Source organism: Ruegeria sp. C12 (genome assembly GCF_056537745.1).
This window is the reverse complement of record NZ_JBQFSA010000001.1, coordinates 209,748-235,414: the sequence shown is the minus strand read 5'-3', so window position 1 is coordinate 235,414 and position 25,667 is coordinate 209,748. Positions and strand designations below refer to the sequence as shown.

Here is a 25,667-nt window from a genome sequence, read left to right as displayed (position 1 = left end):
TCATCCAAACGCACCGTGACATTTGCAAGGGGAAGCGTTCCCCACTATATGCCGCGCCATGACCACGAACCCGCCAAATCTCCGCCCCGACCTGGCGCCCGCCGCCCGGATGCCCGAGACGTCCCGTGCAAACCAGCCGACCATCGGCATGGTCTCGCTGGGCTGCCCGAAAGCTTTGGTCGATAGTGAGCGTATCCTGACTCGCCTACGGGCAGAAGGTTACGGCATTTCGCCCGACTATTCCGGGGCCGATGCCGTAATCGTGAACACCTGCGGGTTTCTGGACAGCGCCAAGGCCGAGTCGCTGGATGCAATTGGTGAAGCTCTGGTTGAAAACGGCAAGGTGATCGTGACCGGCTGTCTGGGGGCCGAGCCCGACTACATCCGTGAACACCACCCCCGCATCATGGCGGTGACCGGGCCACACCAATACGAACAGGTCTTGGATGCGGTGCACACAGCGGTGCCACCGGACCCGGACCCGTTTGTCGATCTGCTGCCCGCCAGCAGCGTTCAACTGACCCCGCGCCACTACAGCTACCTGAAAATCTCGGAAGGCTGTAACCACAAGTGCAAGTTCTGCATCATTCCCGATATGCGCGGGAAACTGGCCAGCCGTCCGGCCCATGCAGTTCTGCGCGAGGCCGAAAGGCTGGTCGATAACGGCGTGCGCGAGTTGCTGGTGATTTCGCAGGATACCTCGGCCTATGGGCTTGACCGGAAATACGATGTGAACCCGTGGAAAGACCGCAAGGTGCGCAGCCACATCACCGATCTGGCGCGCGAGTTGGGGCAGTTGGAGGCCTGGGTGCGCCTGCACTATGTCTACCCCTACCCGCATGTGCGCGATCTGATCCCGTTGATGGCGGATTCCGGGTGCAACATTCTGCCCTATCTCGACATCCCCTTCCAGCACGCGCACCCGGACGTTCTGAAACGCATGGCTCGGCCAGCCGCTGCCGCCAAAACATTGGATGAAATCCGCGCCTGGCGCGCGGTGTGCCCGGACATCACCCTGCGGTCGACCTTCATCGTGGGTTATCCGGGTGAGACCGAGGCCGAATTCCAGACCTTGCTGGATTGGATGGACGAGGCGCAACTGGATCGCGTCGGGTGTTTTCAGTACGAAAACGTCGATGGCGCACGCTCGAACGATCTGCCGGATCATGTGCCCGCCGAGGTCAAGCAAGAGCGTTGGGATCGCTTCATGGAAAAGGCGCAGGCAATTTCCGAGGCGAAGCTGCAGGCCAAAGTCGGACAGACGATTGACGTCATTGTTGACGAAATTGACGATGAGGCCGCCACCTGCCGCACCAAGGCAGACGCGCCCGAGATCGACGGAAACCTGTTCATTGACGAAGGATTCGAGGGGCTTAAACCCGGCGATATCGTCTCGGTCACCGTGGACGAGGCTGGTGATTACGACCTCTGGGGACAGCTTGCCTGACCGCTTCGGGCCGTGTCGGAACACGGCCCATCGGTAAAGCGTGACCCGAGTTTATTGGAGAACAGGCGCCCCCGCTCTCACCTTGAACATGAAGCCAAACGGAGGTTTTCATGTTTCGAGTAACTCATTTTGCCAAACGCAGCATGGTGGTCGCCCTGTCGGCCATGATGCTTTCGACCCCCGCTATCGCTGAGGGTTTTGGCCGGTCGTCGGCTGAAATCGTCTATGTCGGCGGCAAGAAATTCAATTTCCATGTCCGGGGTGTTCACCCGCATCACCGCCCCTATTTTGCGCCCAAATCCGGGCATCACATCAAGAAACACCGCAAAAGGGCGCACAAACCGCATGTCCACGCGGGTCACAAACGCAAGGTTTACAGGTACCAGCCGCATCGATCCTTCCGCGGGCACAGGCATCACGCCTTCAAATACAGGCACGGGTTTCGCTTTAGAAAACACTAAACGCCCGACCTATATGTAATGGTTCGCAGCAACGCGTCCGGCAATCAAAAAAAACCGCCCCTAGGGCGGCATCACATTCTCAAATCTTGGGCAGGCGGTCCCAAATCGGGACCGCCTGCAAAGGGTTTATCCCGCAACCGGGTTACAGACAGTCTCGCCTGCTTCGGTGGTCGCCAGTTCATACCCGGCGGCACAGCTTGGGGTACCGGCTTTGTCATAGCTGGGCGAAATATAAACAGGGGTGGGTTCCGGCTGCGCGCAGGCAGTCAGGATCAGCGCAAAGGCTCCAACAGCAGCGAGTTTGATTTTCATGTCCGTCAATCCTCTATTACTTTTCTGATATTGCCCAGTTTTTCGGGGCCGGGTTCAGGATACGGGTTGATCGGCAATCTGGCAACAGAATCGATCACATCCTTGTGAACGAAGGCGAAACCACGCTTGGGACGCCCTGGATCGCAGCACCGTCAGCGACGCGCGCTACCTTTTTTGGCGCATTGCCCTAAACTCGTGACCTGACATCAGCCAAGAACGGAGAAGCCACATGTCCGACGCCCCCATCATCGCCCAGAAAGAGCCCATGGCGGTCGAAGTTGTCGAAGGAAAGAGTTATTTCTGGTGCGCTTGCGGCCGATCCAAGAAGCAGCCGTTTTGTGATGGGTCGCACAAAGACACCGACTTTGAACCCTTAAAATACACGGCTGAAGCAAGTAAAAAAGTGTTCTTCTGCTGCTGCAAGCACACCGGCAAGGCGCCGTTATGCGACGGATCACACGCGCGAATTTGACGGGCGGCGAAGCCGGTTCAAGGCTTGGGCATTGGCGCAAAACTCGGGGGCAGCATCGGCAAGTTGTTGATGCTGGGACAACCAGATCGCACATTGCCCACAGCAATTTGACGCCCGGCATCGGGTGACGAGTTCGGCATAGCCTTCGGCGGAAAGTTGCCCCTCGGCCATTGCCTCGGTCAGCGAAATACCCAGGCAACGGGCCACTGAACGCGTCAGCCAAAAGTGTTTTTCGATCTCTCCAAGGGCGACCTGTGGCATCAACCGCCCCCGACCTGAGCGGATTTCAGGGCCGCGAATCGCGCCCGATTCGGGCAGGTTTCAGGCGCATTTGCGATAGCCTGATGCTGATCCAGCCATTCGGGACAGTCCTTTGCCCATGCGCAACCACGACAGAACTGCACCATCTCGGCCCAGTCTTCCTGGCTCAGGTGGCAAGCGTGATGTGCTGCAACGATATCCGCGCCCGTCGCCTGACCCATTCGCAGAACCAGACGCATATGGGTCATGATATCTCCGAGACGTGGCATAGGCCCCTCGCGTTTACGGTCTGAGTTTTTCCAGCAAAGTGTAGTTGCGGCAGTATTCCGGGGCGCGGCTAAGCGCAGACGCTTCTTTCAACAGGGATTGGCAATGTCCGGGGTTCGGGCAATCTGTGCACCGGACCACGGCGTCTGAAATCTGGTCGATTGATACGGCACCCTCGATGGCGGATTCCTGCAAATCGATATCCAGCATCCGCGCCATGTCATCGACCAAACCGGCGTGCAATCGCAAAGTCTCTCGGCTGGGCATGTCCTGTCCTTTCCCTGTCGCGCTTTGGTCAGAGCGTAGTTGGTGGACAGGGGGAATCCTTGATTCAGGTCAAGCAGAGGCCCCAATTTGGTCGAGATAAGCACGCGTTGCGTCCTGAACGCGGCGAAAACGGTCCCCGCCCAGCTTTTTGCCGCCATACCAGCGCGTAACGATGATGACGTGGTTCTCTAACCCCTCACGCTCCATCATGCGAAGGATGACCATGCCCGCCCCGCTTTCTCCATCGTCGGCCTTGAGCGCCCCGGTTGGCAACGTCGCCGCCCAGGTATTGTGCGTGGCCTTTGCATAGGCTTTATCCGTCTTCAGCTCGGCAAGCACCGCGTCAACCTGATCCCGCGATGTCACAGTTGCCCCAGACACCGCGTATTTCGATCCGCGATCGGTCAGAATCACGCCCAGCCGCACCAGTTCAGTCATTCTGTGACACCCAGCTTTCGCGCGGTTTGCTGTACAATTTCGACCCGCTGCGCGTTGGGTGGGTGCGATCCCAGGAACTGGTCACCCGGATCGGGAATGCGGGCAAAATACTTCGCACCGATCAGCGGGTTGTATCCGGCATTGTGTGTAATGAGGGTTCCCAACTGATCCGCCTCAAGCTCAAAGTCTTTCGCATAGGCTTGCACGGCCACCTTTGCCCCCAGTTTCTGCGCCTTTTCAACAGCGGCGTCGCTTTTGCCACGCTGCCGCTCGGCCTCTCCAAACTTGGCTGCGCCAACACGGGCGTTTTCGCTTTGCCGTCCGATGTGATCCAAAACGTGATGCGCAGCCTCGTGCCCCATCACAAAGGCCAATTCATCCGCATTCCGGGTCGAGCGGATCAAGGATCGCGTGAAGATGATCGCGGGCTGTTTCTTGTCATCCAGAGTCTGAAAGGCGTTTGCAGGCGCGGTCGGGTTCAGATCGACCAGAATTCTGAAATCGCAGCTTTGCGGTTTGGAAGACCTCAGACACTGGGCCCGCGCCTCGCGCCCGACCTCGCGGCTGACCTTGCGAAAAGCTGCGGCGCTGGCGGCTTCTTCTGCCGTGAGCCCACGCCAGTCTTCTGCAGGAATCACGCGCAATCTGTCTGTTGCACAGGCCGACAGAAGCAGGGGAAAAACCAGAAATAAGAAAAGGCGCATCAAAGGTCCTATTAGCCGATCAGGCGTTGATCCCAACATAGCCGGACCAACCGGGCAGTACCACTGCGGTTTCGGCCTGTGACGGGTTGCATTGGCGGGCGGTGGCCTGCACTCTGGCCCCATGTTTTCGATTGAGCATGAATTCGACTCGACAGTCATTACCCTCGTGGATGAAGGCCCCAAGCCTTTGCAAGAGGATGTGGTGATCAACAGCTTCGCCGAATGCGTGACGCTGGAACAAATGGACCCCCGCACGGATCAGATCCAGAAGATCACCCTGTCGCCCGAACAGGTCCGCGATCTGGCTGCGGCGCTGGATTTGCCAGAAGGTGTCTATCAGATTCGCGAAACGCAGGATCAGGGCTCGTAGGGTTCGAGCTGTGGCGGTTCTGGCCAAGCGACGCGGAGTCTAAAATCCGTGACCAATGGTTTATTGAATTTTCGTAAGTCGCCAAGCCCCCCATCCAGTGTCATTGCGCTTGCACCCGGCGTGCCGGAATGAAAATGATCCCCAAAAATCCAACGGCCCGCCCTTGAATCGCCAGCCGTACCGCCCAAGATACAGATGGCCGATGTAAAGGAAGTTAACATATGTCCCTGAAAAACCCTGCCGCCCTGGAGTTTTTACAGTCGCGCCGGTCCAGACCGGCCAAAACACTGATTGCTCCGGCCCCGACACGGGACGAGCTTTTGCCTTTGCTGACCGCCGCCGCCCGCAGCCCGGATCATGGCAAACTGGAACCCTGGCGGTTTATCGTGATCGAAAAGGGCGCGATGGCGCGTCTTGCTGACCTGACCGAAGTCTGTGGCAAGGCGCTGAACAAATCGCCGGAAGACATTGCCAAGGCCCGCAGCCAGTTCGACATGGGACATCTGGCTGTGGCCGTGATCGAGGTTCAGAAACCGTCGGAAAAGATCCCGGCGATTGAACAAACCTACTCTGCCGGTGCCGTCTGTCTGGCCCTGCTGAACGCGGCCCTCGCCGCCGGATGGGGCGCGAACTGGCTGTCTGGCTGGCAATCGCATGACCGGGATTTCTGCAAATCCGCTTTTGGGTTGGCCGAAAACGAACGACTGGCCGGCGTGATCCATATCGCAACCGAAGGGACCGCCCCGCCAGAACGCCCCCGGCCGGACGTTGCCGCCCTGACTGAATGGCTCACGGAATGATCATCCTGAACGCGTTCTTCGCGGCCCTTGGTCAGATCGGAGACCCCAAGTTCCGCTCAGTCCTGTTTCGCGGCATAGGTCTGACGATCCTGTTGCTGATCCTCGCCTGTGCTGCCGCGATCTGGTTCATCAATGCGCTGTCCGGTGACGAGATTTCACTGCCCTTTGTTGGCACCGTGTCGTGGCTGAACGATGTGCTGAACTATTCCGGCATCCTGCTGGTTCTGGTGTTGCCGGTGTTCCTGATGGTGCCCGTCGCCTCGGCCATCACGTCGATCTTTTTGGAAGAGGTCGCGCAGGCGGTCGAAGACAAAAACTACGCGCACCTGCCCCCGGCCCCAAAAATCCCGCTTGGCGAGTCCATTCAGGATGGTCTCAGCTTTATGGGCGTTCTGATCGTGGCAAACCTGCTGGCGCTGATCCTGTATGCGATCTTCACGCCCCTTGCTCTGTTTATATTCTGGGGCATGAACGGGTTTCTGCTGGGCCGGGAATATTTCACGCTGGCCGCGATGCGCAGGTTGGGGCGTGAGCGTGCGCGCCAGCTGCGTGCGAAACACACGGCAACTATCTGGCTTGCCGGGACGCTGATGGCGATCCCGCTTTCAGTTCCGCTGGTAAATCTGGTGATCCCGATTATCGGTGTCGCCACCTTCACCCATATCTATCACAATGTGTCAGGCCGCGCGGCCTGACACGGCTCAGCGCGGCTCAAGCTGGTTCAACCAGTCGAAATCCCGAACCGAGATCACCCCGGACAGGATAATCCCGGCGATGATGGCCCATAAAACGATCGAAATGCCCGTGGTGATCCACATCTTCTTCTTCATGTGATGCACCTCCGGCGCACCCGCATGGGTGCCCGGAACGATCTCGCCCAGATCGCCCTGCGTCTTGATGCGAATGGGCAGAACGATCAGCAGGGTCAGAAACCAGATGACTGCAAACAGCACCAATGCGGCAGTGATGGTCATTTCGGGCCCTCCGAGCTTGTGGCGTTACACCTGTTCCAGTTCGACGAGGCAGCCGTTGAAATCCTTGGGGTGCAGGAACAGAACGGGCTTGCCATGCGCGCCGATCTTGGGTTCTCCGCTACCCAGCACACGTGCACCACTTTCCTTCAGGTGGTCGCGGGCCGCGATGATGTCTTCGACTTCATAGCACACATGGTGGATGCCACCGGCCGGGTTTTTCTCAAGAAAGCCATTGATCGGGCTGTCATCGCCCAGCGGGTACAGAAGCTCGATCTTCGTGTTGGGCAGTTCGATGAACACCACCGTCACACCATGATCCGGTTCGTCCTGCGGCGCGCCCACTTTGGCGCCCAGCGCGCTGCGATACTGCTCGGATGCGGCCTCAAGATCCGGAACGGCGATGGCGACGTGGTTTAGTCGTCCGATCATAGTAAACTCCTCTGTCCTACGTTGAGTGGGTTATGGGGGCAGTTCCGGCAAAGGACAAGTGCGCCAAATCGCCCGTTAACCCTGTGTTAGCCAGAAGTTCCTAGCGTGAGGCATCTGCTGGATAGGAGATCTGACATGGACGATTCGGTTCCTTTCGCCACAACTATCGCTACGCCCACAGCGACGCGGCCTTTGCTGGGACAGACCATTCTGGTTGTCGAGGACAGCCGCTATGCCTGCGACGCGATCCGCCTGATGTGCCTGCACAGCGGGGCAAGGATCCGACGTGCCGATTGCCTGAAATCCGCGCGGCGTCACCTTCAGATCTATCGCCCCTCGGTCATTCTTGTGGATATGGGTCTGCCGGACGGGTCCGGGGCCGATCTGATTGCTGAACTGACACAGGCCTCGCCCAGGATCAGTGTCATTCTGGCGATGTCCGGTGATACATGCACCGAGTCTGCTGCCCTTGGGGCCGGGGCTGACGGGTTTTTGCCCAAACCCCTAAAATCCATGTCTTATTTTCAAAAAGCCATTCTGGAACGCCTCCCCGAGGACCGTCGGCCCAGCGGGTTGCACGCCGTTCGGGACGAAGTCATTCACCCCGATCCACTGGCCTATCAGGACGATATGGCGCACATCGCGGACGTTCTGGCAGGGCCGACCGATCCGCGCATGCTGGACTATGCTGCCCAGTTTCTTCACGGCGTTGCGCGTGAGGCCAACGATACGGTGTTGGCGGACGCGGCCCGAAAACTATCACTCTCCCGGGCGCAAGGCAGTCCGATCACCGCTCAGGCCGCGCAGGTTGCCGGGCTAGTTCAAAACCGGCTGGAACAGCGGGAGGCGATCTGAGATGGCCACCGCCTATTTCATCACCGCGTCCCTGGTGTTCGGGTGGATGTACCGGCAAACCCGGCAGAGCGCCCGATCCATTCGCGTGAACCGGCAGAAGCTGGGCAAAGGGATTGATTGAATCCCTTGACGTTGCGTTTGCCGGTCTGCCCTAGACACAGGTGACAAACGCAAACCGCCCGCGCGTAGCGGACGGTTCAGTCGTCATACGGTTTGCGCCGCGCAATACGTGCGCTCATCACCAGACAAGCGACAGGCTTAATCCTGCGGAATGATCCGCAAACCAAGTTCCATCAACTGATCCGAAGTCGGATCGGACGGCGCGTCCATCATCAGGTCTTCGGCGCGCTGGTTCATCGGGAACATCATGACTTCGCGGATATTGGCCTCGTCCGCCAACAGCATCACGATCCGGTCGATGCCCGCAGCACAGCCCCCGTGCGGCGGCGCGCCATAGTGGAAAGCGTTGTACAGGGCACCAAAGCGGGATTTGACCTCATCCGCGCCGTAACCTGCCAGCTCAAAGGCTTTCAGCATGATCTCGGGCTTGTGGTTCCGGATCGCACCCGAGACCAGCTCATACCCGTTACAGGCCAGATCGTACTGATAGCCGCGCACGTCCAGCGGATTGCCCTGCAGCGCCTCCATACCGCCCTGCGGCATCGAGAATGGGTTGTGTTCGAAATCGATCGCGCCGGTTTCCTCGTCCTGTTCATAGATCGGGAAATCCACGATCCAGGCAAAGGCAAAGCGGTCTTTTTCGGTGAGGCCAAGGTCTTCGCCAATCACGTCGCGGGCCTTGCCTGCGACCTTTTCAAAGGCTTTCGGCTTTCCGCCTAGGAAGAACGCCGCATCACCGACACCCAGACCCAGTTGCTGCCGGATTGCCTCGGTGCGTTCGGGGCCGATGTTTTTGGCCAGCGGACCGGCTGCCTCCATCCCCTGCCCCTGATCGCGCCAGAAGATATAGCCCATGCCGGGCAGACCCTCTTTCTGGGCGAATGCATTCATGCGGTCGCAGAACTTGCGGCTGCCGCCGGTCGGCGCAGGGATGGCGCGGATTTCGGTGCCGTCCTGCTCCAACAGCTTCGCGAAAATCGCAAAGCCACTATCGCGGAAGTGGTCGGAGACCACTTGCATTTTGATAGGATTGCGCAGGTCGGGCTTGTCGGTGCCATACCACAAGGCCGCGTCCTTGTAGGAAATCTGCGGCCACTCTTGGTCAACCTTCCGGCCACCTCCGAACTCTTCGAACACGCCGGTCAGAACGGGCTGGATGGTGTCGAACACGTCCTGCTGCTCGACAAACGACATCTCAAGGTCAAGCTGGTAGAAATCGGTGGGCGAGCGATCGGCGCGCGGGTCTTCGTCGCGGAAGCAGGGTGCAATCTGGAAATACTTGTCAAAGCCCGACACCATGATCAGCTGCTTGAACTGCTGCGGGGCCTGCGGCAGGGCGTAGAACTTGCCCGGATGCAGGCGCGAGGGCACCAGAAAGTCACGTGCGCCTTCGGGCGAGGATGCCGTGATGATCGGCGTCTGATACTCGCGGAAGCCCTGATCCCACATGCGTTTGCGCATTGAGGCCACAACGTCCGAGCGCAGCGTCATGTTGCGCTGCATCGCCTCGCGGCGCAGGTCGAGGTAGCGATAGCGCAGGCGGGTTTCCTCGGGGTATTCCTGATCGCCGAACACCATCAGCGGCAGTTCGTCAGCGGCACCCAGCACTTCCAGTTCACGTACGTAAACCTCGATCTCGCCGGTGGGCAGCTTGGGGTTCACAAGATCCGCGTCACGCGCTTTGACGGTGCCGTCGATGCGGATGCACCATTCCGAGCGCACCTTCTCAAGTTCAGCAAAGGCCGCGCTGTCGCCGTCGCACAATACCTGCGTTACGCCGAAATGGTCGCGCAGATCGATGAACAGCACGCCGCCGTGATCTCGGACCCGATGCACCCAACCGGACAGGCGAACGGTTTCACCGACATTGGCGGCGGTCAGAGCGGCGCAGGTGTGGCTGCGATAGGCGTGCATGGAATATCCCTTCGGGCGCAGAATTCGTCGCGCCGATACACCCTGTCAGGCCCGGAAAGTCAAGGCAGGTCGCGCCGTCAAAACGGCCTTTGCACATTGCCTGAATAGAAATAAACGCCCAGCCCCACGGCAAAGATGATGTTCCCCGCAATCGCGTGCAGCAGAACGGCGTAAAAGAACGAGCCGCGCTTGCGATAGGCCCAGCTGAACAGCAGCCCGCCGACAAAGGTCATGATGGCGACAATCCAGCTCCAATACATCAGATGCGCGAAGGCGAAGATAGCCGCGTTCAGCAGGTCGGCCCTGCGCCCGTCCGGCAGGATGGCGTGGTAGCGGCGGAAAAACAGCGGGCGGAATAACAACTCTTGCGGCAGGGCGGACAGAAGCGGATAGCCGATCCAGATGAAGGCCAGCATCTCGGGCCGGTTTCTCAGCAGAAAAAAGGCCGCATCTGGCCGGGTCAGGTAGATCAGCGCGGTACAGAATGCAGCAGTCACCAGTGTGAATACCGCCAGTTCGCGAAATGACCAGTTTGCCCACTCGTATCTTAGTTCTGCCCACTGAAAGCCGGGCGTAACATGCAGCAGAACGATGCCCAAACCGGTAAAGGCAAACAGCGCCGGGAACATCCAGTTGGGTGGAAAAAACACCGCGATCACCAGCGGGGCAATGATGAAAAACAGGCCAAACTCAACCCGCAATCGCGCTGCCGCGACCGGAGGGGCGACCATCGTGCTGTCTTTGCTCACAGGTTCACCAACTCCACCGGTATCAGGCCACGTAACGAATTCCCCATGAAAACAGACTGGGCCTCTTTCATATCATTCAAGGTCAGAACCGCCTCGGCAAACTCTTCTTGTTCCAACAATTCCTCGCGCAGGATACCCGGCAATAGCCCGCTGGACAGGGGCGGAGTCAGCCGTTGCCCTTCGCGCGTTTCGATAAACAGGTTGGTGATGGAGCCCTCGCACAGCTCCTCCCGTTCGTTCAGGAACAGTAATTCGTCGATACCCTTAGGCATCGCAGCGCGGGCGGTGTCATAGAGATCACGCCGGGTGGTTTTGTGGCGCAGCCATATGTCGCCAGAGGTCAGGCGGGTCTCGGACACCCCCACCCGCCAGATCGGCGGGTTTTCCGCCAGCGGGGCGGTGGTCAGGTCGAACTGACCCGCAACATCCATGGTCAGACGACAGCGCAAGGGGGCCTCACCAGCCCCTTCGGACAACATCGCCACAGCGGCAGGTCGGTCGAAGGGCAAGCCCAAGGCATTGGCGGTGCGCGCCATTCGGTTCAGATGCCGGTCCTGTCGGACAAACCCCTGCCCGGGCCTGAAGCCCAGCGTTTCGATCAGGCGGAAATCAGGCTCAACTGGCGGGCAAAGCGGGCTTTCCATAGGGCTTCCTCGTATTCAGACGGGGCCGTGCTGTCCCAGACCACCCCACCGCCGACATTCAGCGTTGCAGCGGCACCGTCCACCATCAGCGTGCGGATGGCAACGTTGAACTCGGACCGCCCGTCCGGCGCAGCCCAGCCGATCGTGCCGCAATAGATGTCGCGGGGCCAGGGTTCGAGGTCGGACAGGATTTCCATCGCGCGGATCTTGGGTGCGCCGGTGATGGATCCGCAGGGGAACAAAGCGGTCAGGATATCGGACAACCCGGCCCCGATCTGCAACTGCGCCCGCACCAGCGACACCATCTGATGCACGGTGGCATAGGTTTCGACCTTGAACAGTTCGGGCACATGAACCGATCCGGGCAAGGCCACGCGGCTGATATCGTTGCGCAGCAGATCGACGATCATCAGATTCTCAGCCCGGTTCTTTTCGTCGCTGGACAGAAAATTGCGGCGGCGCGCATCCTCGGCCATATCTTCGCTGCGGGGCTGGGTGCCCTTCATCGGTCGCGTCTCGATACGCCCGGTCTCATCCGTGCGGAAAAACAGTTCGGGCGAGCGGCTGAGCAGGTCGGGCAGCCCCTCTTGCTGAATCAAAGCGCCGTGGCCAACGGGTTGCCCAGATGTCAGGGCCGCGTAAAGCGCCGCGCTGTCCCCTTCAACCGTCAGATCGATTGGGAAGGTCAGATTGGCCTGATAAATGTCCCCGGCCCCGATGGCGTCATGCACGGCCCGGAACGCCCGACTGTATCGGGCCTCATCCCAGCGCGGCTGGAACTGGGCAATTCCGCCCGACGCTTTGGGCAGTTCGCTTTGGTCCGGTTGGTCATAGACCCCGAAACACAGCAACGGCAGTGTCCGGTCGCCCGGCAGACGGGACAACAGGCGCGGCTCCAATGCATAACCAAGCTCGTAACAGGCGTACCCCGCTAGCCAACCACCCGCCGCGCGCGCCTCATCCAGTGCCGCCAGCGCCTGGGGCACCTCGTCCGCCGTGTCCGCGCGGATGATGTGGGATGGCCGGTCGAACCGGGTTCCCGGACCGGCTGGCCCCTGATCGAAACGAATACGCAAGTGCATCCTCATAAGCCGTGCTGCGCGATATAGAGAATACGCCGCCAAGGGAAAGAGGGGAAAGCGGCAATTTCGCACCTGTTTCCGATACCTCTTGCACCTTTTCGCGCGGTCCCTATAACGCAGGACAATTTGGGCGCTGGGGCGGTGCCCTGACTCGCGGACAATCGAAGGAACAAGGCATGCCGAGAAGAACCGACATCCAGTCGATCATGATCATCGGGGCGGGCCCCATTGTCATCGGGCAGGCGTGTGAGTTCGACTATTCCGGCGCTCAGGCCTGCAAGGCGCTGCGCGAGGAAGGTTATCGGGTCATTCTGGTGAACTCGAACCCCGCGACGATCATGACCGATCCCGGTCTGGCGGATGCCACCTATATCGAGCCGATCACGCCCGAGGTTGTCGCCAAGATCATCGAGAAAGAACGCCCCGACGCGCTGCTGCCCACGATGGGCGGACAGACCGGCCTGAACACCTCGCTGGCGCTGGAAGAGATGGGCGTGCTGGAGAAGTTCGGGGTTGAGATGATCGGCGCCAAGCGCGACGCCATCGAGATGGCCGAGGACCGCGCCCTGTTCCGCGAGGCAATGGACCGACTGGGCATCGAAAACCCCAAGGCCGAGATCGTGACCGCTCCCAAGGACGAAGACGGCAAGAAAGACCTGGATGCCGGTGTCGCCTTGGCGCTGGAAACCCTGGAAACGGTGGGTCTGCCCGCCATTATCCGCCCTGCGTTTACCTTGGGCGGCACCGGCGGCGGTGTGGCCTATAACCGCGAGGATTATATCCATATTTGCCGCTCGGGCATGGATGCCAGCCCCGTGGGTCAGATTCTGATCGACGAAAGCCTGCTGGGCTGGAAAGAATATGAGATGGAGGTGGTGCGCGACACTGCCGACAACGCCATCATCGTTTGTTCCATCGAAAACGTGGACCCGATGGGCGTACATACCGGCGACTCGATCACCGTGGCCCCGGCCCTGACGCTGACCGACAAAGAATACCAGATCATGCGCAATCATTCGATTGCCGTGCTGCGCGAGATCGGCGTCGAAACTGGCGGCTCGAACGTGCAATGGGCGATCAACCCGGTCGATGGCCGCATGGTCGTGATCGAGATGAACCCGCGCGTGTCCCGCTCCTCGGCGCTGGCCTCAAAGGCGACCGGTTTCCCGATTGCCAAGATCGCGGCGAAACTGGCGGTGGGATACACACTGGACGAGTTGGACAACGACATCACCAAGGTCACGCCCGCCTCGTTCGAGCCGACCATCGACTATGTCGTTACCAAGATCCCGAAATTCGCATTCGAGAAATTCCCCGGTTCCGAACCGTACCTGACCACCGCCATGAAATCGGTGGGCGAGGCGATGTCCATCGGCCGCACTATCCACGAATCGATGCAAAAGGCGCTGGCCTCGATGGAATCCGGGTTGACCGGCTTTGACGAGATCGAAATCCCCGGCCTGAATGTCGGTGTCTGGGACGAGGCCACCGACAAGGCCGCCGTGATCAAGGCGATCAGCAAGCAGACGCCCGATCGCCTGCGCACCATCGCGCAAGCCATGCGCCACGGCCTGACCGACGACGAAATCTTTGGTGTCACCAAGTTCGACCCGTGGTTCCTGGCCCGCATCCGCGAGATCATCGACGCTGAACGTCAGGTCCGCAAAGACGGCCTGCCCATGACCGAGGATGGTATCCGCAAGCTGAAAATGCTGGGCTTCACCGATGCGCGTCTGGGCAATCTGACCGGCCGCGACGAAGACAACGTCCGCCGCGCCCGCCGCAATCTGGGCGTCAATGCTGTCTTCAAACGCATCGACACCTGCGCCGCCGAGTTCGAGGCGCAGACACCCTATATGTACTCGACCTACGAGGCCCCGATGATGGGCGAGGTCGAATGCGAAGCGCGTCCGAGCGACCGCAAAAAGGTCGTCATCCTTGGCGGTGGTCCGAACCGGATCGGTCAGGGGATCGAGTTCGACTATTGCTGCTGTCACGCCTGCTTCGCACTGACCGAGGCGGGGTATGAGACTATCATGGTCAACTGCAACCCCGAGACGGTCTCGACCGATTATGACACCTCGGACCGGTTGTATTTTGAGCCGCTGACCTTTGAGCACGTCATGGAAATCCTGACGAAAGAGCAGGAAAACGGCACGCTGCATGGTGTGATCGTGCAGTTCGGCGGTCAAACCCCACTGAAACTGGCCAACGCGCTGGAGGCCGAAGGCATCCCGATCCTCGGCACCACGCCCGACGCCATCGACCTGGCCGAAGACCGTGAGCGGTTCCAGGCGCTGGTCAATGATCTGGGTCTGAAACAGCCCAAAAACGGCATCGCCTCGACCGACGCGCAAGCGTTGGAGATTGCCGACGAGATCGGCTTCCCGCTGGTGATCCGCCCCTCTTACGTTCTGGGTGGCCGAGCGATGGAAATCGTGCGCGATATGGATCAGCTGCGGCGCTACATCAACGAGGCCGTGGTGGTCTCGGGCGACAGCCCGGTTCTGCTGGACAGCTATCTGGCCGGTGCGGTGGAACTGGACGTGGATGCGCTGTGTGATGGCACCGATGTTCACGTTGCGGGCATCATGCAGCATATCGAAGAGGCGGGCGTGCACTCGGGCGACTCGGCCTGTTCGCTGCCGCCCTATTCGCTGTCGGATGAGATTCTGGAACAGATCAAGGATCAGGCGTTCAAACTGGCCAAAGCGCTAAACGTCGTCGGCCTGATGAACGTGCAGTTCGCCATCAAGGATGATGAGATCTACCTGATCGAGGTGAACCCGCGCGCCAGCCGCACCGTGCCCTTCGTGGCCAAAGCGACCGACAGCGCGATTGCCTCCATCGCCGCGCGTGTCATGGCGGGTGAGAAGCTGTCGAACTTCCCGATGCGCCCGCCCTATCAGGAAGGTCAGGATACAAAAATTGCCGACCAGATGACGCTGGCCGACCCGAACATGCCGTGGTTCTCGGTGAAAGAGGCGGTCCTGCCCTTTGCCCGCTTCCCCGGCGTCGACACGATCCTGGGCCCGGAAATGCGTTCGACCGGCGAGGTCATGGGCTGGGACCGCGACTTCCCGCGCGCCTTCCTCAAGGCGCAGATGGGCGCGGGTATGGTCCTGCCGTCCTCGGGTCGTGCGTTCATCTCGATCAAAGATGCTGACAAGACCCCCGCGATGCTTGAGGCCGCACAGGTTCTGGCCGCGCAGGGCTTTGTCCTTGTGGCAACCCGTGGCACACAAAGCTGGCTGGCCGAACAAGGCGTTGCCTGCGATCTGGTCAACAAGGTCTACGAAGGCCGCCCGGATGTGGCCGACATGCTGAAAGACGGTCAGGTGCAGCTGGTGATGAACACCACCGAAGGCGCGCAGGCGGTCGAAGACAGCAAGGTCATCCGCTCCATCGCGCTCTATGACAAGATCCCCTACTTCACCACCGCCGCCGCCAGCCACGCCGCCGCGCTGGCCATCAAGGCGCAGGCCGAAGGGGATGTTGAGGTGATGTCGCTGCAGGGGTGATCCTTCACCCCAAAGGGAACAAAGCAAAACCCCCGGTCCGTGACCGGGGGTTTTTCAATTAAACAGCGGATTGCGCGGCCATTTGCCTTGCCTCCTCCCGCCTGAAGAACAGCAGGTAGAACACTGGCGCGGCGACCATGGTCAGGACTGTGGCAAAGGCCAGACCGCCCATGATCGTCACGGCCATCGAGACGAAGAACGCGTCTGTCAGCAGCGGGGCCATCCCAAGGATCGTGGTGATCGCGGCCAGCATGACCGGGCGCAGACGCGAGACCGAGGCTTCGATGATCGACTCTTGCAGGGGTTTACCGGTGGCCCGGACCAGATCGATTTCCTCGACTAGAACAATGCCGTTCTTGATCAACATCCCCGACAGGCTCAGCAGGCCCAGCAGGGCGGTGAAGGTGAACGGCAAGCCGGTTCCCAGCAGGCCAATCACCACACCGTTGACCGACATCGGCACCAGCAGCCAGATGATGATCGGCTGACGGATCGCATTGAACAGCAGGACCGAGATCAGCACCATGATCAGTAAGCTTAGCGGCAATTGCCTGCCCAGACTTTCCTGCGCGTCGCGCGAGTTTTCGAACTCGCCCCCCCACTCCATCTTGTAGCCGGGCGGCAGATCGATTGCCTCAATCGCGGCGCGCACCTCGGTATGGACCTGAGCGGCGGTAAAGCCCGCCGGGATGTCGGCTCCGACCGTGATGGTCAGAACCCGGTCGCGCCGGTGGACCAGCGTGTTCAGGGCCTGGTATTCAAACCCGTCCACCATCTGTTCGATGGGCACGAAACGTTGCGATTGATCCGAATAGACGACCTGATCGACGATTGAATAATCCCCGTCCGCCGGGCGGCGCAGGATGATCGGGATCAGGCGGTCACGCTCGCGCAGGACCCCACCGGTGATCCCATCGGTCGAGAATTGCAGCGTGGCAGCAATATCTTCGCGGGACACGCCAGCGGTCTGGGCGCGTTCGGTCGCATAGATTGGCTGCACCGCCAGTTCCTTTTCACGCCAGTCGTGATGGACATGCAGCGCGTTGGGCGAGGCGGCGGCCATGCGCTGGACCGCCTCATCCGCCAATCGCCGCAGAACTTCCGGGTCGCTGCCCGAGAACCGAGCCTGGATCGGATCGCCGCCGCCGGGGCCAAAGACCAAGCGCCTGGTGCGGAACTCGCTTTCGGGAAACTGCACCGAGCCGAACGCCTCAAGATCCGCCTGCAAAGCAGGGATATCGTCCAGCGTTTCGGTGCGGATGATCATATGGCCGTAGCTGGGGTTCGGATCTTCGGCGGCATAGGTCAGCATGAAACGGGTGGCCCCCTGCCCCACGAAGGTGGTGACGGACACAACGTCGTCGCGGTCATTCAGCCACTCTTCAAACACGGCCATATCTTGGGCGGTGCGGGCGATGGTGGTGCCCTGAGGCAGCTTGTAATGCACAAAGAACAGGGGCGTGTTCGAGTCCGGGAAGAACTGCTGCTTCATCAGCCCGAAGCCCGCGTAGCAAACCACCGTAACCGCAGCCAGCCCCACAACCACCAGCCAGCGAAACCGCAGCGCGCCGCGCAGAACCGAGCCGTAGATGCGGAACAGAATGCCGCTATAGGCGTCCACTTCGCCTTCCTTGCCCTGTTTGAAGAAGTAGTGCCCCAGCATCGGCGTGACAGTGATGGCCAACACCCAGCTCAGCAGCAGCGAGATGCCGATCACCGCGAACAGCGAGAACAAAAACTCACCGGTTGCATCGGGGCTGAGACCGATGCCCGCAAAAGCCATGATGCCGATCACCGTAGCACCCAGCAGGGGAATTTGCGTTTTCGAAGCCACATCTTCCGCCGCATCGCGCGAGGATTTGCCGCGCAGCATGGCGATCTGCATCCCCTCGGCCACGACGATGGCATTATCGACCAGCATCCCCATGGCGATGATCAGTGCACCAAGCGAGATCCGCTCCATCTCAATCGAAAACATCGCCATGAACAACAGCGTTCCGACCACCGTCAACAGCAGCGTCGAACCCACGACAACCGCCGCGCGCCAGCCCATGAAAAGGCCCAGCACCGCGACCACGATGGCCACGGACATGGCAAGGTTGACCAGAAAGTCGGTCGAGGCTTGTTCGACCACCACGTGTTGCTGGTAAATTGGCAGGATTTCGACGCCAAAGGGGATCGCGGTGTCCAACTCGTCAAACTTGGCATCCACGCGCTTGCCGACTTCGACAATGTTCTCGCTCGACAATCCGGCGATGCCCAGGGTGAACGCCTCGACCCCGTCAAAGCGGATCATGATGTCCGGGTCAGTCTGCCGCGCGCGATAGACGTTGGACATATCGAACAGGTTGATCACCTGCCCCTGAGAGCCGACCGAAAGCCCGGCAATGGCAGACACGCTGTCCGAACCTTCGGCGGTCAGGATTGTGGTCCGGTCGTCCGCAGACCGCAGCGAGCCGGATGAATTCACCGAATCCGCGTTCGAAATCGCCTCGTTAATAGCCTGAATCGGCACGTTCTGGTTTACCGAGATGGCAAGGTCGGGCTCGATAAAGATCGCCTCTTGCGGCAGGCCCTGAACCTCGACATCGGCGACGCCGCTGACTGTCAGCAGCTCACGCCGAAGGAACGTGGCCAGTTCATGTTTTTCCGCGTCCGAGTAACCCTCGGCCGTCACCGCGTAGAACAAGCCAAAGACATCGCCGAACCCGTCATTCACGTAAGGCTGGCCGACGCCCGAGGGCAAGCCGCGCGCCGCATCGCGAATCTGGGCGCGCAAACGGGTCCAGATGGCGGGCAGTTCGTCACCGTCATAGGTGGACTTGATCTCGACCTCGATCAGCGACCGGCCGGGTTGGTTGACAGAGGTGATCGTGTCCACCTCGCCCATTTGCTGGATGGCGGATTCAAGCGGTTCCGAGACCTCAAGCGCCACTTGCTCTGCTGTTGCGCCGGGATACTGGGTGATGATTACGGCGTTCTTGATGGTGAATGCCGGGTCTTCGAGACGACCCAGAGACAGAAAGCCCCAGATACCGCCAAACAGGGCAATCAGGATGATCAACCACGTATATAGTGGCCTGTCGATCGAGGCGCGTGCGATGTTCATATCTCAGCCCCTCAGTTCCCAAAGCCGGAAAACCGGCGCACGGTTTGACCATCGGCCAAGGCGGCGCCACCTGCGACAACAATCTCTTCACCACCAGACAGGCCCGTCAGCACCCGAACACCACCCAACTGGGTCGGCTCGATGGTCACGGGAACGCGGCGAACGGTGCCCTCTTCTGCGCCAACCGGTGAATAGACCATGACGCCCAACTCTCCGCCCGCATCTGCGACGATGGCAGTGGCGGGCATGATGATGCCAACGCGCTGGTCCTGAACCTGTACATTCACGGTGACGGAGGATCCGGGCAAAATCTGCAGCCCTTCCGGCGGGGTCAGGCCGAACTGGATGCGGAAGGTCTGACCGACGCTGGAGGTTTCAGCATCGAATTCGCGGATTTCCAGCGGAAAGACCTCATCACTGGCGGGAAACTTGGCAGTGATCGTAATGTCGTCCTGCTGGCCGGTGCGTTGGAACAAAATCTCAGGAACATCCACTTCGATCCGCAACTCGGACATATCGTGGATGCGCACAATCGGTGTGCCTGCAGAGACGGTCGTAAACGCCTCGACCGTACGGCTGGAGATCAGCGCATCGAACGGGGCGGTCAGAGTGGCGTGTTCCAGTTCGTATTCGGCATCGCGCACGGCGATAGCGGCCAGTTGCGCCTCGGTCTCGGCGTCGTCGACGGCGACCTGGCTGGCCGTGGTGCCCCGCAGGCGCGACAGTCGGGCCTCGGTCCGGTCTGCCTGTTCCTTTTGCAGGCGCGCCCGGTCCAGGCGCAGCTGGAACGGCTCGGAATCAAGCTGGGCGATCAGCCCGCCTTTGGGAATAACAAAGCCCTCGGTGACAGGCATTTCGACAATCTGGCCTGACACCTGAAACGCCAGATCAACCGTCTGCCGCGCCGCCACACGGCCAAAGAACTGGCGCGAAAACCCCGGCGTGGTTTCCTGCACAAGCATAAGTTTGACCGGCTTTGCAACCTCTTGCGCGGCCATCGGCGATGCCAGAACAGCCAAAACAAGGCCCAGAGAAGTCAGCAGTTTCATTTCTTCAATCCCTCGGGAATTCCCGTTTTCAGAATGGTGTCACGTATCTTACACGCCAGATGCGCGAATTGAGCGGTTTCTTCTTCGTTCAGGCCAGACGCGCGATGAAACAGCGCCCCCGCTTCGGCCACAAGCATATTGCGGGCATCTTCGCCCTGTTGGGTCAGCACCAGCAACCAGGCCCGCCGATCCTGCGGGTCACGTTCGCGTGTCAGATACCCCGCCTTTTCAAGCCCATCCGCCGTCGCTGTAATGGTCGAGGGCACGGTCAGCATGTCCGTGGCCAGCACCCCCATGCGCTTGGGCCGATCCAGTTTGATCAGCATATGGCATTCCGGATGGCTCAGATCGGTCTCCATCGAATCGAAAACTTCTTCGAGTTTCCAATACAGCGCATAGACGCCCATGATCGCCTGTATCTCGGGGCTAAGGCGGCCCAACCTTGTGCTAATGTCGTCCTGCACGGTGCGTCTCCTGCGTGATTGCTGGCCATATACTTCAAAATTTGAAATATTCAAGATATGAAGTTGAAATCGACCCCTCAGAGTGTATTCCCTTAGGTTAACAACTCTTGATCAAATGCCGCTGTGACTGCATTTTAGGCGGATTCGAAACCTTCAGGACCCGTCATGTATACGCCCGCCATCACCGGTACCGGCGTTTTCACGCCAGAAAACGTCATCACAAACGCTGAGCTTGTGGAAGCATTCAACGCCTATGCCGATAAGCAGAATGCCGAAAACGCCGAGGCCATCGCCGCCGGTCAGATGGAACCGATGCAGCATTCCTCGGAAGAGTTCATCGTCAAGGCCTCGGGCATTCAAAACCGCTATGTGATGGACAAGACCGGCGTTCTGGATCCGGACATGATGTTCCCTGCCCTGCGTCAGCGCAGCGATGACGAGCCGGGGATCATGACCGAGATGGCAGTGGACGCCTGCAACAAGGCGCTGGCGCAGGCCGGTCGTACGGCCGCGGATGTGGATCTGGTCATCTGTGCCGCGTCGAACCACGAACGCGCCTATCCGGCGATTGCGATCGAGATTCAGCAGGCCCTGGGCATTGACGGGTTCGGGTTTGACATGAATGTGGCCTGTTCCTCGGCCACTTTCGGCATTCAGGCGGCGGCGGACATGGTGCGGTCCGGCTCGGTCCGGGCGGCGCTGGTGGTCAACCCCGAGATCTGCTCGGGCCATTTGGAATGGCGCGACCGCGATTGCCACTTTATCTTCGGCGACGTTGCCACCGCCACGCTGATCGAACGGATCGAAGACGCCCAAGGCCCGCATTTCGAGGTCCTGTCGACCCGTTGCGCCACCGCCTTCTCGAACAATATCCGCAACAATAACGGCTTCCTGCGCCGGTCGCGCCCGGCAGGCATGGTGGACCGTCGCGATATGCAGTTCATGCAGAACGGTCGGAAAGTGTTCAAAGAAGTGCTGCCGATGGTCAGCAAGCATATCGGCGACCACATGGACGCCGAGGGCGTCAGCAGCGATGACCTGAAACGCCTTTGGCTGCATCAGGCCAACAAGACGATGAATGATTTCATTGGCAAGAAAGTGCTGGGCCGCGAGCCGGAAGCCGGTGAGCAGCCGAACATCCTGCAGGACTATGCCAACACCTCATCCGCCGGATCGATCATCGCGTTCTCCAAGTATTCGGATGACTTGCAGGACGGAGACGTCGGGCTGATCTGTTCCTTCGGGGCTGGCTATTCGGTCGGATCGGTGATCGTGAAGCGGCACGTTTGATTGGCCTGACAGCGCGCCGTGTGCCCTTTGCACTCCGGGATGATGCGCTGACGCCAAAGGATCGCTGCGCATCCTCAGGTCAACTTGGCCAACGGCAAGCGCGCGAGACAACGCGCAGATGAACGCCCGATTGGTTGAGCCTTAGCTGACGCTTTCTTCCTCGAGATGCAGTTTCATCTCGATCAGAACCTGTTGCAGCAGGCTGGTCTCTTTCAGCAAACGCTTGGCTTCGTTCACCGTGATGATGCCGTCTTCAATCGCGGCCTGATATTCTGTCATCAGCATCGCAAAGCGCTGGCTCAGGGCAATGACATCCGAATTCACGCCGCCGGTTCGTGGCTTGTCTGTGTTGCGCCCGTCATAGGACAGGGTGATGTTCTTGAGATCGGCCAAAGCCGAGGTCACATGCGGATAGGCCGCCGCATTCTCTAGCCGGGCCACGGCGTCAACTGGCATGAACCTGTCGGCATGTTCCGCATTGTCAGAATAATACCGGCCCAGAGTCGCCTTTGATTTACCCGTAATCTCGCACGCCGCTTCGATCCCGACGTCTTTGACAAGCGCCTCGGTGTGTTTCTTCAGATAAGCCCCGATCTCTGCCATTGTTTTACCTTTGTTACCTGCACGCGCTGTTCCACCCCTGTTGTTGGGGGAAAGCCTCGGGAAATTTCCCATAACAGAGTCATAATTGAAATGTCATACATTGGCTATCCCTCAGATATGCGAGGGATTTTGTGAGTGAGTGGCGGCAGTTCCTGCCGGTAATGAGTGATCGTGGGGCAGGATTGTTTAGCCTCACACCGTTAAGGCCGCATGTTGGCCGACGGCGTCGCTGTTGTGAGAGTGGTGGTTCCATCCCCAAAGAGCATGTGCTCGGCCTTCGCAACTGCAATGGCGACGTCGATTCTTTTCAGGCATTTTGAACCCTTGTCCGTTTGGCGGATGCGTTTTAGACCCGGCGCATGGCAAAGCTGTATTTCAACTACTCTACTATGAACGCGGGCAAATCGACCGTGTTGCTGCAGGCCTCGCACAATTATCGCGAGCGCGGCATGGACACCTACCTGATGACTGCCGCTGTTGACGGGCGCGCGGGAACAGGTCGCATCGCGTCACGTATCGGCATTTCCGAACAGGCCGACACGTTCCGGCCTGATACAGATGTGTTTTCCATGATCGATACGCGGCTGAAACAAGGCTCTGTCGCCTGCGTTTTTGTCGATGAGGCGCAGTTTCTGTCGGACGATCAGGTCTGGCAATTGGCGCGCGCCGTTGACGACCTGCGCGTCCCGGTTCTGGCCTACGGGCTTCGGGTGGATTTTCAGGGCAAACTGTTCCCCGGATCCGCCGCTTTGCTGGCGCTGGCCGATGAGATGCGCGAAGTCCGCACCATCTGCAAATGCGGGCGCAAAGCCACGATGGTGATTCGTCAGGATGAGAACGGCAGGGCCATCACCGAAGGCGCACAAGTTCAGATCGGCGGGAACGAGACCTATGTTTCACTCTGCCGCAAACACTGGCGCGAAGCCGTCGGCGACTAGACGCGATTGGGCAGGTCCCGGCCCGCAACAAACGCCGCCACGTTATCCAGCGCCATGTGCCCCATGTTGGTCCGAACCTCTTCGGTCGCAGTGCCCAGATGGGGCAACAGGGTGACGTTCTCCATATCGCGCAAGGCCTGAGGGACCGCAGGTTCGAATTCGTAGACGTCCAGCCCCGCCCCGGCGATCTGACCCGCCTGAAGGGCAGCGATCAGGGCGGCTTCGTCCACCACCTCTCCGCGCGCGATGTTCACCAGAATGGCTGCCGGGTTCATGGTCTCGAGCACCGTCGCGTTGATCAGATGGCGGGTTTCGGCCCCACCTGGCACGGCCAGAACCAGAAAATCGACCGACGCGGCCAGCGCAGGCAAATCCGCAAAGTATTCTGCATCGAACTCCAACTGCTTGGCGCTGCGGGACTGGTAGGCAATCTGCATCGCGAACCCGAAATGACACCGTCGGGCAATGGCCTGACCGATGCGCCCCATACCCACGATACCGACGCGCTTGCCGGTGACGTGATGCCCCAGCATCTGAGTGGGATGCCAGCCCTGCCACGCGTCGGACCGGACCAGACGTTCCCCTTCACCCGCGCGGCGTGCGGTGGACAGCAGCAGAGTCATCGCGATGTCTGCGGTGGCATCGGTGACGGCGCCCGGCGTGTTCGTGACCGTGACCCCCGCCGCGTTCGCCGCTTCGACGTCGATATGGTTGTAGCCCACACCGAAATTGGCCAGTAGCTTGCAGCGAAGCGCAGGCACATCCGCAAACACGGCGGCAGAGAATTGGTCGCCCAAAGTTGGCACGACCACGTCGTACTGCTCTAGCGCTCGCCTCATCTCATCCTGTGACAGTGGCGAGGTGGAACTGCGGATGTCGACCTCAAACTCAGCTTTTGCCCGCGCTTCGACCGCTGGCGTCATGGGGCGGGTGATCCACAGTTTCATCAGTGCATCCGCCCGCCCAGCGGAACCTTTCCGTCTGGCCCGATCAACACGATCTCGCCGTTTTCGTCGGGCAGGCCCAAGACCAGCACCTCGGACATGAACTTGCCAATCTGGCGCGGAGGGAAGTTGACCACAGCCATGACCTGCTTGCCGACCAGAGTTGCCGGATCGTAATGCGCAGTGATCTGGGCCGAGGTCTTACGCTCGCCAATCTCATCGCCGAAATCGATCCACATCTTGATCGCGGGCTTGCGGGCTTCGGGGTAGGGCTCGGCCCGGATGACCTCGCCAACGCGGATATCGACCTTCATGAAGTCGTCGAAGGAAATCTCACTCACCGGACAGTTCCTTGGATCGGTCGGTCGCGGCTTTGACCGCGCGTTGCAGCAGATCGGGGAACCCTTCCTTCTCGTGCATCAGAACCTCAAGCGCGGCCTGCGTGGTGCCGTTGGGCGATGTCACATTGACCCTCAGTTGCGAGGGGTCCTCTTCCGCCGCCATCGCCAAGGCCCCTGCCCCGGCCACGGTGGATTTGGCCAGTTTCATCGCCAGATCATGCGGCAGGCCCTGCGCCTGTCCCGCGGCGGCGAGCGTCTCGATCAGATGGAACACATAAGCGGGACCCGAGCCGCTGACGCCGGTCACCGCATCAATCTGCGCTTCGGCCGACAGGCGCACAGTCTCACCGATGGCCGAGAGCAGGTTTTCTGCCAGCGCCAGATCATCTTCGCATGCATGGGTGTTGCCGATCATCGCCGTAATACCCTGACGGATCGCGGCAGGCGTGTTTGGCATCGCCCGCACAATCGGGGTGCCTGCACCCAGCACATCCTCGAACGTGGCAATCGATGTACCTGCCGCAACGGACACGAACAGGCTGCCGCCCCCGCCCAGCGCCTGTATAGCGGGCAATGCGTCGCCCATCATCTGCGGCTTGACGGCCACCAGAACCACGGCGGGTGCTTCCGGCAATGTGGTGTTGATATGGACGCCCTGCGCCTTCAGCCATTCTGACGGGTACGGATCAATCACCCAAACGGATGAGGCGGGCAGGCCATGTTCCAGCCAACCCGCCAACATCGCGGACCCCATCTTTCCGCATCCCAACAGCACCAGGCCGTGTTCGGCCACGCGCGACATGTCCATGATTGCCCCTTCCCTGACGTAACGGTTCGGGGCA

29 protein-coding genes are annotated in these 25,667 nt (G+C 60.1%); 10 read left to right on the top strand and 19 right to left on the bottom strand.

Annotated elements, in window-relative coordinates; translation table 11 throughout:
- The first annotated feature begins 58 nt into the window (after nt 1-58).
- Both rimO and ACR0C9_RS01090 read left to right on the top strand, forming a co-directional pair.
- On the top strand, nt 59-1,447 hold the full coding sequence (gene rimO, locus ACR0C9_RS01095; RefSeq protein WP_170622896.1) for a 30S ribosomal protein S12 methylthiotransferase RimO: 1,389 nt from the start codon (nt 59-61) through the stop codon (nt 1,445-1,447).
- A 110-nt stretch (nt 1,448-1,557) separates the two neighbouring features.
- Nucleotides 1,558-1,908, top strand: coding sequence for a hypothetical protein (locus tag ACR0C9_RS01090; RefSeq protein ID WP_170622894.1), 351 nt, complete (start codon nt 1,558-1,560; stop codon nt 1,906-1,908).
- Nucleotides 1,909-2,034: 126 nt separating this feature from the next.
- Here ACR0C9_RS01090 and ACR0C9_RS01085 read toward each other — a convergent pair whose 3' ends face one another.
- Nucleotides 2,035-2,220, bottom strand: coding sequence for a hypothetical protein (locus ACR0C9_RS01085; protein WP_170452593.1), 186 nt, complete (start codon nt 2,218-2,220; stop codon nt 2,035-2,037).
- Nucleotides 2,221-2,449: 229 nt separating this feature from the next.
- Between ACR0C9_RS01085 and ACR0C9_RS01080 the strand changes: the two genes are divergently transcribed.
- Nucleotides 2,450-2,692 carry a CDGSH iron-sulfur domain-containing protein gene (locus tag ACR0C9_RS01080; protein WP_170622891.1) on the top strand — a complete coding sequence of 81 codons (243 nt, stop codon included), beginning with the start codon at nt 2,450-2,452 and terminating at the stop codon, nt 2,690-2,692.
- Here the strand turns inward: ACR0C9_RS01080 and ACR0C9_RS01075 are convergent.
- The 5 genes from ACR0C9_RS01075 to ACR0C9_RS01055 form a co-directional block, all read right to left on the bottom strand.
- Nucleotides 2,675-2,953 carry a DUF6455 family protein gene (locus ACR0C9_RS01075; RefSeq protein WP_480780178.1) on the bottom strand — a complete coding sequence of 93 codons (279 nt, stop codon included), beginning with the start codon at nt 2,951-2,953 and terminating at the stop codon, nt 2,675-2,677. The two genes, ACR0C9_RS01080 and ACR0C9_RS01075, sit on opposite strands and share 18 nt — an antisense overlap.
- A complete protein-coding gene (locus ACR0C9_RS01070; RefSeq protein WP_480582581.1) occupies nt 2,953-3,222 on the bottom strand; it encodes a DUF6455 family protein in 270 nt (89 codons plus the stop codon). Before ACR0C9_RS01070 ends, ACR0C9_RS01075 begins: the two co-directional genes overlap by 1 nt.
- A 13-nt stretch (nt 3,223-3,235) precedes the next feature.
- The gene (locus tag ACR0C9_RS01065; RefSeq protein ID WP_170452601.1) at nt 3,236-3,487 is read right to left on the bottom strand and encodes a DUF6455 family protein; all 252 of its coding nucleotides are present in this window, start codon (nt 3,485-3,487) and stop codon (nt 3,236-3,238) included.
- Between the two features lie 69 nt (nt 3,488-3,556).
- Nucleotides 3,557-3,925 (bottom strand): YigZ family protein, encoded by a 369-nt coding sequence (locus ACR0C9_RS01060; RefSeq protein ID WP_170622887.1) that lies wholly within the window; start codon nt 3,923-3,925, stop codon nt 3,557-3,559.
- Nucleotides 3,922-4,629, bottom strand: coding sequence for a M48 family metallopeptidase (locus tag ACR0C9_RS01055; protein ID WP_480780177.1), 708 nt, complete (start codon nt 4,627-4,629; stop codon nt 3,922-3,924). Before ACR0C9_RS01055 ends, ACR0C9_RS01060 begins: the two co-directional genes overlap by 4 nt.
- A 121-nt stretch (nt 4,630-4,750) precedes the next feature.
- Here ACR0C9_RS01055 and ACR0C9_RS01050 point away from each other — a divergent pair, with 121 nt between their 5' ends.
- From ACR0C9_RS01050 to ACR0C9_RS01040, 3 genes are all read left to right on the top strand, one after another.
- Entirely contained in the window at nt 4,751-4,999 is a 249-nt protein-coding gene (locus ACR0C9_RS01050; RefSeq protein ID WP_170452608.1) for a hypothetical protein, read from the top strand.
- A gap of 221 nt (nt 5,000-5,220) precedes the next feature.
- Nucleotides 5,221-5,799: a nitroreductase family protein gene (locus ACR0C9_RS01045; protein WP_170452610.1), complete on the top strand. Its 579-nt coding sequence runs from the start codon at nt 5,221-5,223 to the stop codon at nt 5,797-5,799.
- Nucleotides 5,796-6,494 carry an EI24 domain-containing protein gene (locus ACR0C9_RS01040; protein WP_170453141.1) on the top strand — a complete coding sequence of 233 codons (699 nt, stop codon included), beginning with the start codon at nt 5,796-5,798 and terminating at the stop codon, nt 6,492-6,494. Before ACR0C9_RS01045 ends, ACR0C9_RS01040 begins: the two co-directional genes overlap by 4 nt.
- A gap of 6 nt (nt 6,495-6,500) precedes the next feature.
- Here the strand turns inward: ACR0C9_RS01040 and ACR0C9_RS01035 are convergent, their stop codons facing one another.
- Nucleotides 6,501-6,773 carry a DUF1467 family protein gene (locus ACR0C9_RS01035; protein WP_170452611.1) on the bottom strand — a complete coding sequence of 91 codons (273 nt, stop codon included), beginning with the start codon at nt 6,771-6,773 and terminating at the stop codon, nt 6,501-6,503.
- Nucleotides 6,774-6,797: 24 nt separating this feature from the next.
- On the bottom strand, nt 6,798-7,202 hold the full coding sequence (gene mce / locus ACR0C9_RS01030; RefSeq protein WP_170452613.1) for a methylmalonyl-CoA epimerase: 405 nt from the start codon (nt 7,200-7,202) through the stop codon (nt 6,798-6,800).
- Between the two features lie 135 nt (nt 7,203-7,337).
- Here mce and ACR0C9_RS01025 point away from each other — a divergent pair, with 135 nt between their 5' ends.
- Nucleotides 7,338-8,057: a response regulator gene (locus ACR0C9_RS01025; RefSeq protein ID WP_170452615.1), complete on the top strand. Its 720-nt coding sequence runs from the start codon at nt 7,338-7,340 to the stop codon at nt 8,055-8,057.
- Between the two features lie 258 nt (nt 8,058-8,315).
- On the opposite strand, the gene aspS is transcribed toward ACR0C9_RS01025, so the two are convergent.
- The 4 genes from aspS to ACR0C9_RS01005 form a co-directional block, all read right to left on the bottom strand.
- A complete protein-coding gene (aspS, locus tag ACR0C9_RS01020) occupies nt 8,316-10,091 on the bottom strand; it encodes an aspartate--tRNA ligase (protein ID WP_480626346.1) in 1,776 nt (591 codons plus the stop codon).
- Between the two features lie 77 nt (nt 10,092-10,168).
- Complete coding sequence (locus ACR0C9_RS01015) at nt 10,169-10,840, bottom strand: CPBP family intramembrane glutamic endopeptidase (RefSeq protein ID WP_480780176.1); 672 nt, start codon at nt 10,838-10,840, stop codon at nt 10,169-10,171.
- The gene (locus tag ACR0C9_RS01010) at nt 10,837-11,484 is read right to left on the bottom strand and encodes an aminotransferase class IV family protein (RefSeq protein WP_170521727.1); all 648 of its coding nucleotides are present in this window, start codon (nt 11,482-11,484) and stop codon (nt 10,837-10,839) included. Before ACR0C9_RS01010 ends, ACR0C9_RS01015 begins: the two co-directional genes overlap by 4 nt.
- Nucleotides 11,439-12,566 carry an aminodeoxychorismate synthase component I gene (locus ACR0C9_RS01005; RefSeq protein WP_480626446.1) on the bottom strand — a complete coding sequence of 376 codons (1,128 nt, stop codon included), beginning with the start codon at nt 12,564-12,566 and terminating at the stop codon, nt 11,439-11,441. The genes ACR0C9_RS01010 and ACR0C9_RS01005 overlap by 46 nt, the downstream gene beginning before the upstream one ends.
- 176 nt (nt 12,567-12,742) lie before the next feature.
- Between ACR0C9_RS01005 and carB the strand changes: the two genes are divergently transcribed.
- A complete protein-coding gene (gene carB / locus ACR0C9_RS01000) occupies nt 12,743-16,087 on the top strand; it encodes a carbamoyl-phosphate synthase large subunit (protein ID WP_480780175.1) in 3,345 nt (1,114 codons plus the stop codon).
- A gap of 58 nt (nt 16,088-16,145) precedes the next feature.
- On the opposite strand, the gene ACR0C9_RS00995 is transcribed toward carB, so the two are convergent.
- The 3 genes from ACR0C9_RS00995 to ACR0C9_RS00985 are packed head-to-tail and all read right to left on the bottom strand — an operon-like array spanning nt 16,146 to nt 20,709.
- Nucleotides 16,146-19,196, bottom strand: a complete 3,051-nt coding sequence (locus ACR0C9_RS00995) for an efflux RND transporter permease subunit (protein ID WP_170452631.1) — start codon at nt 19,194-19,196, stop codon at nt 16,146-16,148.
- Nucleotides 19,197-19,207: 11 nt separating this feature from the next.
- Complete coding sequence (locus ACR0C9_RS00990; protein WP_480780174.1) at nt 19,208-20,245, bottom strand: efflux RND transporter periplasmic adaptor subunit; 1,038 nt, start codon at nt 20,243-20,245, stop codon at nt 19,208-19,210.
- Entirely contained in the window at nt 20,242-20,709 is a 468-nt protein-coding gene (locus tag ACR0C9_RS00985; RefSeq protein WP_480707756.1) for a MarR family winged helix-turn-helix transcriptional regulator, read from the bottom strand. Before ACR0C9_RS00985 ends, ACR0C9_RS00990 begins: the two co-directional genes overlap by 4 nt.
- Nucleotides 20,710-20,874: 165 nt before the next feature.
- On the opposite strand from ACR0C9_RS00985, the gene ACR0C9_RS00980 reads away from it, so the two are divergent.
- Entirely contained in the window at nt 20,875-21,999 is a 1,125-nt protein-coding gene (locus ACR0C9_RS00980) for a beta-ketoacyl-ACP synthase III (RefSeq protein ID WP_170452635.1), read from the top strand.
- 141 nt (nt 22,000-22,140) lie between these two features.
- On the opposite strand, the gene ACR0C9_RS00975 is transcribed toward ACR0C9_RS00980, so the two are convergent.
- The gene (locus ACR0C9_RS00975) at nt 22,141-22,602 is read right to left on the bottom strand and encodes a hypothetical protein (RefSeq protein ID WP_170452637.1); all 462 of its coding nucleotides are present in this window, start codon (nt 22,600-22,602) and stop codon (nt 22,141-22,143) included.
- Nucleotides 22,603-22,961: 359 nt separating this feature from the next.
- On the opposite strand from ACR0C9_RS00975, the gene ACR0C9_RS00970 reads away from it, so the two are divergent.
- Complete coding sequence (locus tag ACR0C9_RS00970; protein ID WP_170622878.1) at nt 22,962-23,540, top strand: thymidine kinase; 579 nt, start codon at nt 22,962-22,964, stop codon at nt 23,538-23,540.
- Here ACR0C9_RS00970 and ACR0C9_RS00965 read toward each other — a convergent pair.
- From ACR0C9_RS00965 to proC, 3 genes are read right to left on the bottom strand one after another with little or no spacing between them, the layout of a single operon-like run.
- Nucleotides 23,537-24,487 carry a 2-hydroxyacid dehydrogenase gene (locus ACR0C9_RS00965; RefSeq protein ID WP_170622876.1) on the bottom strand — a complete coding sequence of 317 codons (951 nt, stop codon included), beginning with the start codon at nt 24,485-24,487 and terminating at the stop codon, nt 23,537-23,539. The two genes, ACR0C9_RS00970 and ACR0C9_RS00965, sit on opposite strands and share 4 nt — an antisense overlap.
- The gene (locus ACR0C9_RS00960; protein ID WP_170521714.1) at nt 24,487-24,825 is read right to left on the bottom strand and encodes a tRNA-binding protein; all 339 of its coding nucleotides are present in this window, start codon (nt 24,823-24,825) and stop codon (nt 24,487-24,489) included. The genes ACR0C9_RS00965 and ACR0C9_RS00960 overlap by 1 nt, the downstream gene beginning before the upstream one ends.
- On the bottom strand, nt 24,818-25,633 hold the full coding sequence (gene proC / locus ACR0C9_RS00955; RefSeq protein ID WP_480780173.1) for a pyrroline-5-carboxylate reductase: 816 nt from the start codon (nt 25,631-25,633) through the stop codon (nt 24,818-24,820). Before proC ends, ACR0C9_RS00960 begins: the two co-directional genes overlap by 8 nt.
- Between the last annotated feature and the right edge of the window lie 34 nt (nt 25,634-25,667).